Here is a 12,714-nt window from a genome sequence, read left to right on the forward strand (position 1 = left end):
CACAACAAAGGAAGGGTCCTTCACCTTGTGAAGGACCCTTCCTTTGTTGTGCAGCCTTACCCTACTGTTCGATGACCAGCAGCAGGTCCCCGCCCTGGACTTGCTCCACCGCTGAGATGGCCAGGCGGGAAACCTTGCCGCCCACCGGCGTCGTGATGGACGCCTCCATCTTCATGGCCTCGATGGTTGCCACCGTGTCACCCGCGTTGACGGAATCGCCGGGTTTGACAGTGACGGTAACGGCACCTGCGAACGGTGCGGCCACCTGCCCGGGCTGCGCGGGATCGGCCTTCTCGGCGGCCTTGACGTTGCTGACCACCGACCGGTCGCGCACCATGACCGGGCGGGACTGGCCGTTGAGGGTGCACATGACGGTGCGCATGCCCTTCTCGTCCGGCTCCGAGACCGCCTCCAGGGAAGCAATCAGCCGGACACCGCGCTCCAGCTGGATCTCGTGCTCGGTGCCGCGCTGCAGCCCGTAAAGGTAGTCGCGGGTATCCAGCACGGAGATGTTGCCGTAAGTCTCCACGCTCTTCAGGTAGTCCTTGGTGGGACCGTCGAAGAGCAGCCGGTTCAGCGTGCGCTGGCGGGTCTTGGAATCGGACTTCAGTGCGGCGCTGTCCTCGGCGCTGAGTTCCACGTCGCGGACCTTCACGCTGCGGCCCTGGAGGGCCTTGGTGCGGAAGGGCTCCGGCCAGCCTCCGGGAGGATCACCGAGCTCGCCGGACAGGAAGCCGATCACGGAGTCCGGAATGTCGTAGTTCTGCGGATTCGCCTCAAAGTCAGCGGGATCGGCGTTCAGGCCCACCAGGTGCAGGGCGAGGTCGCCCACTACCTTAGACGACGGCGTCACCTTGACCAGGTGCCCCAGGATGCGGTCCGCAGCGGTGTACATGTCCTCGATGGCTTCGAACCGCTCCCCCAACCCCAGCGCCATGGCCTGCTGGCGCAGGTTGGACAGCTGGCCGCCCGGGATCTCGTGCTTGTACACGCGGCCGGTGGGGCCGGGCAGGCCCGACTCGAACGGTGCGTACACGCGGCGGACGGCCTCCCAGTACGGCTCGAGCGAGCTGACGGCGTCCAGGCTGATGCCGGTGTCCCGTGGAGTGTGGGCAAGGGCGGCGACAAGGGCCGACGCCGAGGGCTGGCTGGTGGTGCCGGCCAGGGATGCGGAAGCAACGTCCACGGCATCCACACCCGCGTCGACGGCGGCCAGCAGCGTGGCCAGCTGGCCACCGGCGGTGTCGTGCGTGTGCAGGTGGACCGGCAGGTCGAACCGTTCGCGGAGGGCAGCCACGAGCCTGGCGGCAGCTGCGGGACGGAGCAGGCCGGCCATATCCTTGATCGCCAGGATGTGGGCTCCGGCGTCGACGATCTTCTGTGCCAGCTGGAGGTAGTAGTCCAGCGTGTAGAGCTTCTCCTCCGGGTCCAGCATGTCGCCCGTGTAGCAGAGGGCCACCTCGGCGACGGCGGTGCCGGTGGCGCGCACGGCACGGATGGCGGGTGCCATCTGGCTGACGTCGTTCAGGGCGTCGAAGATGCGGAAAATGTCGATGCCGGTGGCGGCCGCCTCGTTGACGAACGCCTCGGTGACCTCCTCCGGGTACGGTGTGTAGCCAACGGTGTTCCGGCCGCGCAGCAGCATTTGGATGCAGACGTTCGGCATGGCGGCGCGCAGGGCAGCGAGCCGGTCCCAGGGGTCCTCCCCCAGGAAGCGCAGCGCGACGTCATAGGTTGCTCCACCCCAGGCTTCCACGGACAGCAGCTGTGGAAGGAGCGCCGTGACGGCCGGACCGGCGGCAACGAGGTCCCGGGTGCGGACGCGGGTGGCCAGCAGGGACTGGTGCGCATCGCGGAAGGTGGTGTCCGTGACGGCCACGGCGTTCTGCTCCCGCAGCGCCTTCGCGAAGCCTTCCGGCCCCAGCTCGAGGAGTTTCTGGCGCGAACCCGGTGCTGCCGTTATGCCTTTGACATCAGGCAGCTTCTGGGCGGGATTGGAGTGCACGGTCAATTCACCGTTGGGCTTGTTGACGGTGACGTCGGCCAGCCAGGTGAGGAGCTTCGTGCCGCGGTCTGCCGAAACGCGGGCCTTGAGCAATTCCGGGCGCTGGTCAATGAAGTTCGTGGCCACATCCCCGGCGATGAAGTCGGGATCGTCCAGCACTGCCTGGAGGAAGGGGATGTTCGTGGAGACACCGCGGATGCGGAATTCGGCCAGGGCACGGCGGGCCCGGGCCACTGCTGCCGGGTAGTCCCGGCCGCGGCAGGTGAGCTTGACCAGCATGGAATCAAAGTGGGGGCTGATTTCGGCGCCGGAGTAGACCGTGCCGCCGTCCAGCCGCACGCCGGCACCGCCGGCCGAACGGTAACCGGTGATCTTTCCGACGTCGGGCCGGAAACCGTTTGCGGGATCTTCCGTGGTGATGCGGCTCTGCAGTGCTGCGCCGCGCAGCTTGACGGAGTCCTGTGACAGGCCAAGGTCGGCGAGGGTCTCGCCGGAGGCGATCCGCATCTGGGCCTGGACCAGGTCCACGTCCGTGACTTCCTCGGTGACCGTGTGCTCCACCTGGATGCGCGGGTTCATTTCGATGAAGACGTGCTGGCCTGCCCGCTCGCCCTCGGTGTCCACCAGGAACTCGACGGTACCGGCGTTGACGTAGTTCAAGGCCTTGGCGAACTTCACCGCATCGCGGTAGAGGGCCTGGCGGATGCCTTCATCCAGGTTGGGGGCCGGAGCGATCTCGATGACCTTCTGGTGCCGCCGCTGGATGGAACAGTCGCGCTCGAAAAGGTGCATGACGTTGCCTTCGGCGTCCGCGAGGATCTGCACCTCGATGTGCCGCGGGCGCAGGACAGCCTGCTCCAGGAACATGGTGGGGTCACCGAACGCCGCGTCCGCTTCGCGCATTGCCGATTTCAAGGCCTCGGGCAGGGCCTCGCGGGTATCCACCCGGCGCATGCCGCGGCCGCCGCCGCCTGCCACAGCCTTGGCGAAGATGGGGAATCCGATCTCATCGGCCGCGGCCAGGAGCTCGTCCAGGTCCTTGGACGGCTCGCTGGACTTCAGGACCGGCACGCCCGCCTCGCGGGCCGCCTTCAGTGCGGCAACCTTGTTGCCCGCAAGCTCCAGCACCTCGGCGGGCGGACCCACGAAGGTGATGCCGGCTTCCTTGGCCGCACGCGCCAGGTCCGGGTTTTCCGACAGGAAGCCGTAGCCCGGGTAGATGGCGTCCGCGCCGGACTCCTTGGCCACCCGTACCACTTCTGCGACGTCGAGGTATGCCCGGACGGGGTGGCCTTCCTCGCCAATCAGGTACGCCTCGTCCGCTTTCTGGCGGTGGATCGAGTTTCGGTCCTCTTGGGGAAAAACGGCAACGGTCTTGGCGCCCAGCTCGTAGCCGGCGCGGAAGGCCCTGATCGCGATTTCACCGCGGTTGGCCACCAGAATTTTGGAAAACATGCTTCTCCTGCATCATTGCGGGGTGGATCGATGAGTGGTCACAGTGTCTAGGACCTACAAGGACAAACACAAATCTTTGTGGCAACAGTCACAGATTTTCCCGTCATGTCCCGATCGCTTTCAGCCTGGCTGGCGGAAACCGCCCCGGCAGCACAGTCGGTGCCATGCCGACGCCCGGTAAAGCAGGATTCGCCGACGCATCAACATATGATGAGTAGGGCGGCAGGACCGTCCGGCTTCGGCTCTGCCGAGGCAAACATTACCCCCAACACGGCATCCGGCGTTAGGTTTTGGTCTCTCAAGTGCAAGTAGTCAGCATCAGCAGCCTCAAGGGTGGAGTCGGCAAGACTTCCGTCACCACAGGATTGGCGTCTGCGGCGCTTGCCGCCGGAGTCCGCACGCTGGTGGTGGACCTGGATCCGCACGCCGACGCCACCACGGCCCTCGGCGTACAGCCGGGCGACCAGTTGGATATCGGCCGGATGCTGAAGAGCCCACGAAGGGCGAAACTGGCCGGGAACGTGGTGCGCAGCAGCTGGGCTGACCGCACCCCCTCCAACGGCGCCGGGCCCGCTGTCCTGGATGTCGCCGTCGGCTCTGCCTACACCGGAATCTACGACCGGCCGGACCTTGGCCGCCGGGACCTCCGCAGGCTTTCCGCCGTGCTCGCCGGCGCGGAAGAGTACCAGCTTGTCCTCATCGATTGCCCGCCGTCGCTCAACGGCCTGACGCGCATGGCGTGGGCTGCCAGCGACAAGGTCGCCCTGGTTGCCGAACCTGGCCTGTTCTCGGTTGCCGGTACGGAACGCACCATGCGGGCCATCCAGCTGTTCAAGCAGGAGTTTGCGCCCAATCTGTCACCGGCGGGCATCGTGGCCAACCGCGTCCGCAGCGGCTCTTCCGAGCACACCTACCGCCTGGCGGAGATGGAGTCCATGTTCGGCGAACTCCTGCTGAGCCCGCGGATTCCCGAACAGGCCAACTGGCAGCAGATCCAGGGCGCGGCGCACCCCGTCCACCACTGGCCCGGGGATTCAGCCAAGTCCGCGGCCGGTTTGTTCGACGAACTGCTGTCCACCCTGATGGCGTCCGGCAAGGGTCTGCGCAGCCGCGCCCGCTAGGACCTCACGTCTTAAACAATCAGGGCGGCCCTCCAACTGGAGGGCCGCCCTGATTGTTTACGTGTAAGAACCGGTCAGCTGATCTTCCGGGCGGCGCGCCGCTTGCTCAGTTCATCGTCCGGAAAGGACTGCTCGGCGGCATGCTCGCTGGGCAGGGACGCGAGGCTGCCTTCCACCTCGCGCCAGACGCGTCCCACGGCAATGCCGAAAACGCCTTGGCCGCCCTGCACCAAATCAATGACTTCGTCCGCGGACGTGCACTCGTAGACACTGGCGCCGTCGCTCATGAGCGTGATCTGGGCCAGGTCCTCGACGCCGCGTTCCCGGAGGTGTTCAACGGCGGTGCGGATCTGCTGAAGGGAAACGCCGGTGTCGAGGAGCCGCTTGACCACCTTGAGCACCAGGATGTCCCTGAATCCGTACAACCGCTGGGAGCCGGATCCTGCCGCGCCGCGGACGGCCGGCTCAACCAGGCCCGTCCGGGCCCAGTAATCGAGCTGGCGGTAAGTAATGCCGGCTGCCTTGCAGGCAGTAGGACCGCGGTAGCCGGCGTCCTCGTCCAGTACGGGAAGGTCCTCGGTGAACAGGAGGCCCTGGGCACCGCTCACGGGCACAGCAACACCAGCCGTGGGCTGTTTTAGCCCGCCTGCTTCGCCTTTGGGACTCACCTGGATCCTCCTTGTCGTACGCTCCCGGGAACTTGTAACGGCAAGCCTTGGCATGAAGACCATGCGTGTAATTATTCCGCGGGGCGCACTTTCCAGTGTGACTTGCGCGGCTGCCGTAAGCAAGGGAACTTGATACTTCGACGTTAGGCCCGGCAGGTCCCGAGGTCAAAGACCTTCGGGGGTTGGAAGAGGCGTGTCGAAACTTTCAGGCTTAACTTTAACCTTAACGTGACCTTAGCCGTCGAAATCCTCAGGTTCCACATCGTCAAGGAACTCGCGGAAGCGGCGCAGTTCGCGCTCCTCATCCACGGTGGGACCGGGCTCTGTATCCTCGCCTTCGTCGTGCTCAGTGATGCGGACGCCGGCCTCATCCATCACGGAGTCGGCGCACCAGATCCGGCACTTGGCGCGGAGCGCCACCGCAAGGGCATCAGACGCCCGCGAGCTCACCGTGGTCCCATTTTCGAACTGCAGCTGCCCGTAGAAGATGTTGTCCTCCACCGCGACGATGTTGACACTGACCACTGAGTGGCCCAGGGACTCCACGACGTCCACCAGGAGATCATGGGTCATGGGCCGGGGCGGGACCACACCCTGCTGGGCAAGGGCGATGGCGCTGGCTTCCGGGGTGCCGATCCAAATGGGGACGTGGCGTTCGCCGTGCATCTCCTTGAGCAGGACCAGCGGCTGGTTTGAAGGCAGTTCGATGCGAACGCCTACAATCTCGACTTCAATCATCAGATGTCCATGCGTGAGATGTGGTCCTGCACCAGGGCCCGGTGCAGGGTGAGGCAAAGATCGCTGATCTCGCGGGCCGCCTCTGCCGCGCGCGCCTGTGATGCAGAGTCCTTGCGCGAGGCAAGCGGCGCCACAGCGCGTTCCACCAGGCCGAATTCCCGTTCGGCCGCGGCCTGGAAAGGCCGCAGGTGCCTTGGTTCCAGCCCGTGGCTTTCCAGCTGGACGCACGCGCGGGCCACCTGGAGGGCATGTTCGTCGAACTGGCCGCTGCTGTGGCTGATGAGGCCGAAGCTCAGGAGCGACTGCAGCAGGGGCACGCTGGCGCCGGATTCGGTGCGGAGCTGTTCCTCGCTCAGTTTCCGGCCGCGGTTCTGAAGTTCGGCGGCCAGCTCGTCGGAGACTATGCGCGGGGAAACCACGACGCCGGGAGGCAGGTTCTCCGGCCGTTCCCCCCTGTCAATGGCGTCAAGGTAGTCCTTGATGACTTTCAGGGGCAGGTACTGGTCCCGCTGCAGGGCCAGTACGAAGCGCAGCCGCTCCACGTCACCGTCGGAATACTGGCGGTAGCCGGCAGGGGTGCGGCGTGGGTTGATCAGTCCCTTTTCCTCAAGGAACCGGATCTTCGACGCGGTCATGCCAGGGAAGTCGGCGCTCAGCTGGGCGAGAACTTCGCCAATGTTCAGGACCTGGGGGCCCCGGCGTTCCGGTTGTGCCATTGCCACAGGCAGCGGTCCCCGGGTCAGCTGCGGCCTGCAGCCGTGGCAGGGCTCAGGTAGAAGGTGAGGCGGAATTTGCCGATCTGGACTTCGCTGCCGGACCTCAGCTCAACGCGGTCCACGCGGTCGTGGTTGACGTAGGTGCCGTTGAGGCTGTTCATGTCCACGACTTCGAAGCTGCGTGCCGTGCGCCGGAATTCGACATGGCGGCGCGAAACCGTGACATCGTCCAGGAAGATGTCCGCGTCCGGGTGGCGCCCCGCGGTGGTCACGTCCGAATCCAGCAGGAACCGGGCGCCGGCATTCGGCCCGCTGTGGGCCACGAGGAGCGCGGAACCGGCGGGCAGGGCTTCCACCGAGTTGCGCTCTTCCGAGGACAGCCTGGGCGCGATGGTGGGTTCATCGGTGATGGGGGTCAGATGGATCGAGGTGGTCTCCGACGCCTTAGCCGCACCCGTGCCGTAATCCCCATCGGCAGGGTTGTGTCTGTGGCCAGCCATGGATTCCTCCTCTGTGACGCTGCAGGCGCAAACCTGCAGCCAACGTTTGCTCTCCGGCCCTGCCAGCAGGTCCGGCGCCGGCTCCCGATCCGGGGGCTGACGTGCGAAGACGCTTTGCCTGCGGCGCGGGGCCGGACCGGAATTACCGGTTAGCTTTAGCCTACCTGTTGTTCGTACTCGGATGCACTGAGCAGGGACTCAACTGCATCCGGTTCGGCGAGTTTGACCTCGATGAGCCAGCCGTCACCGTAGGGATCGGTGTTGATCAGGGCCGAATCGCTGTCCAGGGAGTCGTTCCGGGCCACCACTTCGCCGGAAACGGGTGCGTAGATGTCGCTCACGCTCTTGGTGGACTCGACCTCGCCCACCACTTCGTTCGCCGTAATCTTCGTGCCGACTTCGGGCATCTGGGCGTAGACGACATCTCCAAGGGCGTCCTGGGCAAAGTCGGTGATTCCCACGCGGACCACGCCGTCGGCATTCGGGGCCGTGACCCACTCGTGTTCGGCGGTGTAGGACAGGTCTTCGGGAATGTTGCTCATGGGTGGCCTTTCATCGGGGTACGCGCCAATGTCAAAAGGGGCCCGTAAAACGGGCCGCCGCTGAAAGTATAGGCATAACTGCCGGGGCCGGCGCGGGCGTTTCTGACAAGATGGGACCCATGAGTGCAAGCACCGGTTCAGCATGCCGGGGACAGGAAAGGTAGGCCATGCCGGAACTGCCTGAAGTCGCCGGTCTGGCCGCGTTCCTTGATGAACAGCTGCGGGGCTGCGTTGTAGCGAAACTCCAGATTGTCTCGTTTGCCGTGCTCAAGACGGCCGATCCGCCGTTCAACGCCATCGAGGGCCGCACCGTGTCCGGCGTCCGCCGGTTCGGAAAGTTCATCAGCATTGACACGGACGGCATTTCCCTGGTGTTCCATTTGGCGCGCGCGGGCTGGGTGCGCTTCACGGACTCCCCCGCCGACAGCCAGCTCAGGATGGGCAAGGGCCTCATCGCAGTGCGGGCTGCTTTCTCCGGTCCCGACGGGCCGCGCGGGCTGGACCTGACGGAAGCGGGCACCAAGAAAAGCCTGGCCGTCTACGTCGTGCGGGATCCGCAGGACGTGCCGGGCATCGCCACGTTGGGCCCGGATCCGTTTACCGAGGCGTTCGACGCCGACATGCTGGCTGCGATCCTGGCCGGCAGTTCGCAGCAGATCAAGGGACTGCTGCGCAGCCAAAGCGTGATCGCCGGCATCGGCAACGCTTACAGCGACGAGATCCTCCATGCCGCCCGGGTCTCTCCGTTCGCCATCGCCAAATCCCTGGACCGGGAGACGGTGCAGGTGCTGTACGACGCCATCCACAGCGTGCTGGGCGAGGCACTGGCCGAAGCAGCCGGCAAGCCGCCCAAGGACCTCAAGGACGTCAAACGCAGCCACATGCGGGTTCACGCCCGGACCGGACAGCCCTGCCCCGTCTGCGGCGACACGGTACGGGAAGTCTCATTCGCGGACACTGCCCTTCAGTACTGCCCCACCTGCCAGACCAAAGGCAAGATCCTGGCCGACCGCAGGACTTCGAAGTTCCTGAAGTAGGAAGATCCGGCACCCAAGGCATCCCGCGGCTGCGGACGGTGTCGCGGGTGACCGGATTGCGGTTCGGGACCTCTGGCCCTGCCCCGGCACACCCCTGGGGCGTAGCGTCTTGACCAAGGCTCGCATGTCTCGGTCACCACGAAGGGGTCACAATGCGCAGGTCCCGCCCCACAGTCATCGGAATGGCCTTGGCCCTCGCCCTCGGCGGTGGTCTCGGGGGCACGGCCCTGGTGCCCGCCGCGGCCGCCGTACCAGCGGTGGCGGTGCAGCGGAGCGGTCCGGCGTCGATGGCGGTCCAGCAGGCCGGTGACGACGCGATTGTCCAGCATTACGAGCAGCTCGGCGGCAGCGCATCGTTCCTCGGCACGCCAGTCGGGAGCACGTACGACATCGCTGGGGGCCGCGCGCAGGATTACACGGCCGGCACCATCTACTGGAGCCCCGGCACCGGAGCCCACGAGGTCCATGGGGCAATCAGCGGACGCTATCTCGCCTTCGGCGGACCTGCAGGCCTCCTGGGCTTCCCACTCACCGACGAGACCGCCACTCCGGGCGCCGCCGGCCGATACAACGACTTCGCCGCAGGATCCATCTACTGGAGCCCCGCCACCGGAGCCCACGAGGTCCATGGGGCAATCCGCGGACGCTATCTCGCCTTCGGCGGACCCGCAGGCCTCCTGGGCTTCCCACTCACCGACGAGACCGCCACCCCGGGCGCCGCCGGCCGATACAACGACTTCGCCGCAGGATCCATCTACTGGAGCCCCGCCACCGGAGCACACGAGGTGCACGGGGCAATCCGCGGACGCTATCTCGCCTTCGGCGGACCCGCAGGCCTCCTGGGCTTCCCACTCACCGACGAGACCGCCGCCCCGGGCGCCGCCGGCCGATACAACGACTTCGCCGCAGGATCCATCTACTGGAGCCCCGCCACCGGAGCACACGAGGTGCACGGGGCAATCCGCGGACGCTATCTCGCCTTCGGCGGACCCGCAGGCCTCCTGGGCTTCCCACTCACCGACGAGACCGCCGCCCCGGGCGCCCCCGGCCGATACAACGACTTCGCCGCAGGATCCATCTACTGGAGCCCCGCCACCGGAGCGCACGAGGTGCACGGGGCAATCCGCGGACGCTATCTGGAGCTCGGCGGGCCGGCAGGCGTGCTCGGATTCCCGCTGACGGACGAGACAGGCACCCCCGACGGGGTCGGCCGGTACAACCACTTCAGCGGCTCGAATGCCGGCTCGTCGATCTACTGGTCGCCCGCCACCGGAGCCCACGAGGTGTACGGCGCAATCCGGGCCCAGTGGGCGGCCCTCGGCTGGGAGCGCAGCCGGCTCGGCTACCCAACCAGCGGCGAGTACGGCATCACGGGCGGCCGCCGCAATGACTTCCAGCACGGTTCGCTCCTGTGGCACTCGGCCAGCGGCAGGATCGAGGTCATCTACACCAGCATCCCGCCGGCGCTCCTGGGCGTGGATCTTGAGCGCATTCCGACTGCGCAGAAGGTTGTCGCGCTCACGTTCGACGCCGGCGCCAACGACGCCGGCCTCCGATCGATCCTCGCCACCCTCGCAGCCAACGGCGTCCCGGGCACGTTTTTCCTCACCGGAGACTGGGTCAACCAGTTCCCCTCCGACCCGGCGCTGATCTACAACGCGGGGCATCGGATCGGCAATCACTCCATGACCCACCCGGACTTTACCGCCCTGACGGACGCCCAGATCACGGCTGAGATCAGCAGCGCGCAGAGGACCATCGAGGCCGCTGGAGGCGACCCGCTCCCGTTCTTCCGCTTCCCGTTCGGCGCCCGCGATTCCCGCACGATTGCAGACGCCAACGCCGCCGGGTACGCGGCGATCCGGTGGACCGTCGACACCTTGGGTTGGCAAGGCACCATGAACGGAACGCGCGGCCCGGGCTTTGTCGTCCAGCGCATCATGGCTTCCGCACAGCCTGGGGAGATTGTCCTGATGCACCTCGGCTCGAACCCCGACGACGGTTCAACGCTCGACGCCGCGGCCCTCCCGCAGGTGATCTCCCAGCTCCGGGCGGCAGGCTACGGCTTCGTCACCCTCGACGCCGCCCTCGGCTAGCTGGGCCACCGACGGGCTGGTCCATATCCCACCAACGCAAAAGCCGCGGAAACCCTAAGGTTTCCGCGGCTTTCTGGTCGGGCTGACAGGATTTGAACCTGCGACCCCTTGACCCCCAGTCAAGTGCGCTACCAAGCTGCGCTACAGCCCGCTGGTTCCGCCGCTCTCCGCTGAACTCAACCCGAGGGTTTTCATCAGCAGTCCGGCCGAACCACCTAGAAGAGCTTACACGATCCGGAGGGGTGCCTGTGACACTTTCCGGTGATCAGCCCCAAGGTGTGTCGCAATTAACGCTTCCGGCCACGCTTCTCGCGCACGCGCATGCTGACCTCAATCGGGGTTCCCTCGAATCCGAAGGTCTCCCGCAGGCGGCGCGTGATGAAACGGCGGTACCCGGGGTCCAGGAATCCCGTGGTGAACAGCACGAATTTGGGCGGGCGGCTGGAGGCCTGGGTGCCAAAGAGGATGCGGGGCTGCTTGCCGCCGCGGACCGGGTGGGGGTGGGCGGCCACGAGCTCACCCAGGAAGGCGTTGAGGCGCCCGGTGGCGATCCGCTTGTCCCAGTTCTCCAGGGCAAGGTCCAGGGCCGGGACCAGGCGGTCCTTGTGCCAGCCGGTCTTTGCCGAAATGTTGACCCGCGGCGCCCATTCCACATGGGCCAGGTCCTGCTCGATCTCGCGCTCCAGGTAACGGCGGCGTTCATCGTCGAGCAGGTCCCACTTGTTGAATGCCAGGACCAGCGCGCGGCCGGACTCGATGGCCAGCTGCAGGATGCGCACGTCCTGTTCGCTGAGGACCTCGTCCACGGCGAGGAGCACGACGGCGACCTCCGCCTTCTCGAGCGCGGCCTGCGTCCGAAGTGAGGCGTAGTAGTCAGCGCCCTGCGCCATGTGCTGGCGGCGGCGGATGCCGGCGGTGTCCACAAAGCGCCAGGTGCGGCCGCCGAGTTCGATGAATTCGTCAACGGGGTCACGCGTGGTTCCTGCGGTGTTGTCCACCACTACGCGCTCGGATCCTGCAAGCTTGTTCAGCAGCGAGGACTTGCCCACGTTGGGGCGGCCGATCAGGGCGATACGGCGCGGGCCGCCTGAGCGGTCCGTTCCCTCGATCGTTGAGTATTCAGGGAGCACGTCCATGACGTGGTCCAGGAGGTCCGCGACACCTCGGCCGTGAAGGGCAGAGACCGGGTAGGGCTCGCCGAAACCGAGGCCCCACAATGCGGCGCTGTCCGCTTCCTGGGCGAAGTCGTCCACCTTGTTGGCCACCATGATGACCGGCTTCTTGCTGCGGCGCAGCATCTTCATGACGCCTTCGTCCGTGGCGGTGGCGCCCACTGCGGAGTCCACCACGAAAAGCACGGCGTCGGCGAGTTTCACGGCCATCTCGGCCTGCTCGGCGACGCGGGCGTGGATGCCGCGGGCGTCGTGCTCCCAGCCGCCGGTGTCCACCAGCGTGAAGTTGCGGCCGTTCCAGTTCGCGGAGTACATGACCCGGTCACGGGTGACGCCCGGGGTGTCCTCCACCACTGCTTCGCGGCGGCCCAGGATGCGGTTCACCAGCGTGGACTTCCCCACGTTTGGCCGGCCGATGATTGCCAGGACGGGATCCAGCTTGACGGGACCGTCAAAGTCCTCGTCGCCGTACTCCCCGCTCAGCAGGGCGGCATCGTCCTCGTCAAGCTCGTAATCCTCCAGGCCGGCCCGGAGGGAGGCGGCACGCAGCTCCGCTTCGTCGTCGCCAATCGCTGCCAGCCGTTCGGCAACCTGGTCGGTGCCGGTGGGAGTGTATTCGTCGTCGGTGCCGGAAGGCCCGGAAGTCTGGGTGGTATCGCTCATT

The 12,714-nt window shown here is 66.4% G+C and carries 10 protein-coding genes and 1 tRNA gene; 3 read left to right on the forward strand and 8 right to left on the reverse strand.

What is annotated here, in order from left to right; translation table 11 throughout:
* Positions 1 to 61: 61 nt before the first annotated feature.
* Positions 62 to 3,460 (reverse strand): pyruvate carboxylase, encoded by a 3,399-nt coding sequence (locus ACV095_RS12895; RefSeq protein WP_144599585.1) that lies wholly within the window; start codon positions 3,458 to 3,460, stop codon positions 62 to 64.
* 302 nt (positions 3,461 to 3,762) lie between these two features.
* Between ACV095_RS12895 and ACV095_RS12900 the strand changes: the two genes are divergently transcribed.
* Entirely contained in the window at positions 3,763 to 4,581 is an 819-nt protein-coding gene (locus ACV095_RS12900) for a ParA family protein (RefSeq protein ID WP_018771496.1), read from the forward strand.
* Positions 4,582 to 4,655: 74 nt separating this feature from the next.
* Here the strand turns inward: ACV095_RS12900 and ACV095_RS12905 are convergent, their stop codons facing one another.
* The 5 genes from ACV095_RS12905 to gcvH all read right to left on the reverse strand — a co-directional run bounded on the left by ACV095_RS12905 (position 4,656) and on the right by gcvH (position 7,745).
* Positions 4,656 to 5,249 carry a MerR family transcriptional regulator gene (locus tag ACV095_RS12905; RefSeq protein WP_018763528.1) on the reverse strand — a complete coding sequence of 198 codons (594 nt, stop codon included), beginning with the start codon at positions 5,247 to 5,249 and terminating at the stop codon, positions 4,656 to 4,658.
* Positions 5,250 to 5,483: 234 nt separating this feature from the next.
* A complete protein-coding gene (locus ACV095_RS12910; protein ID WP_018771495.1) occupies positions 5,484 to 5,987 on the reverse strand; it encodes a bifunctional nuclease family protein in 504 nt (167 codons plus the stop codon).
* On the reverse strand, positions 5,987 to 6,703 hold the full coding sequence (gene ftsR, locus ACV095_RS12915) for a transcriptional regulator FtsR (RefSeq protein ID WP_018771494.1): 717 nt from the start codon (positions 6,701 to 6,703) through the stop codon (positions 5,987 to 5,989). Before ftsR ends, ACV095_RS12910 begins: the two co-directional genes overlap by 1 nt.
* Before the next feature lie 23 nt (positions 6,704 to 6,726).
* Positions 6,727 to 7,203, reverse strand: coding sequence for an FHA domain-containing protein (locus tag ACV095_RS12920; protein WP_018771493.1), 477 nt, complete (start codon positions 7,201 to 7,203; stop codon positions 6,727 to 6,729).
* A gap of 155 nt (positions 7,204 to 7,358) precedes the next feature.
* Complete coding sequence (gcvH, locus tag ACV095_RS12925; protein ID WP_018763524.1) at positions 7,359 to 7,745, reverse strand: glycine cleavage system protein GcvH; 387 nt, start codon at positions 7,743 to 7,745, stop codon at positions 7,359 to 7,361.
* A gap of 167 nt (positions 7,746 to 7,912) precedes the next feature.
* Between gcvH and ACV095_RS12930 the strand changes: the two genes are divergently transcribed.
* Positions 7,913 to 8,782 carry an Fpg/Nei family DNA glycosylase gene (locus ACV095_RS12930; RefSeq protein WP_018771492.1) on the forward strand — a complete coding sequence of 290 codons (870 nt, stop codon included), beginning with the start codon at positions 7,913 to 7,915 and terminating at the stop codon, positions 8,780 to 8,782.
* Between the two features lie 152 nt (positions 8,783 to 8,934).
* A complete protein-coding gene (locus ACV095_RS12935; RefSeq protein ID WP_478222026.1) occupies positions 8,935 to 10,878 on the forward strand; it encodes a polysaccharide deacetylase family protein in 1,944 nt (647 codons plus the stop codon).
* A gap of 74 nt (positions 10,879 to 10,952) precedes the next feature.
* Here the strand turns inward: ACV095_RS12935 and ACV095_RS12940 are convergent.
* Together ACV095_RS12940 and der are read right to left on the reverse strand one after the other, a co-directional pair.
* Positions 10,953 to 11,029: transfer RNA gene (locus tag ACV095_RS12940), tRNA-Pro, on the reverse strand.
* Between the two features lie 136 nt (positions 11,030 to 11,165).
* Positions 11,166 to 12,713: a ribosome biogenesis GTPase Der gene (gene der, locus ACV095_RS12945; protein WP_478222027.1), complete on the reverse strand. Its 1,548-nt coding sequence runs from the start codon at positions 12,711 to 12,713 to the stop codon at positions 11,166 to 11,168.
* Position 12,714: the final 1 nt, after the last annotated feature.

The organism is Arthrobacter sp. JDC6 (assembly GCF_056484025.1).

Coding starts and splice junctions, on each gene's coding strand:
- ftsR (WP_018771494.1), bottom strand. CDS start 6,703: ATGGCACAACCGGAACGCCGGGGCCCCCAGGTCCTGAACATTGGCGAA.
- der (WP_478222027.1), bottom strand. CDS start 12,713: ATGAGCGATACCACCCAGACTTCCGGGCCTTCCGGCACCGACGACGAA.
- ACV095_RS12920 (WP_018771493.1), bottom strand. CDS start 7,203: ATGGCTGGCCACAGACACAACCCTGCCGATGGGGATTACGGCACGGGT.
- ACV095_RS12930 (WP_018771492.1), top strand. CDS start 7,913: ATGCCGGAACTGCCTGAAGTCGCCGGTCTGGCCGCGTTCCTTGATGAA.
- gcvH (WP_018763524.1), bottom strand. CDS start 7,745: ATGAGCAACATTCCCGAAGACCTGTCCTACACCGCCGAACACGAGTGG.
- ACV095_RS12935 (WP_478222026.1), top strand. CDS start 8,935: ATGCGCAGGTCCCGCCCCACAGTCATCGGAATGGCCTTGGCCCTCGCC.
- ACV095_RS12895 (WP_144599585.1), bottom strand. CDS start 3,460: ATGTTTTCCAAAATTCTGGTGGCCAACCGCGGTGAAATCGCGATCAGG.
- ACV095_RS12910 (WP_018771495.1), bottom strand. CDS start 5,987: ATGATTGAAGTCGAGATTGTAGGCGTTCGCATCGAACTGCCTTCAAAC.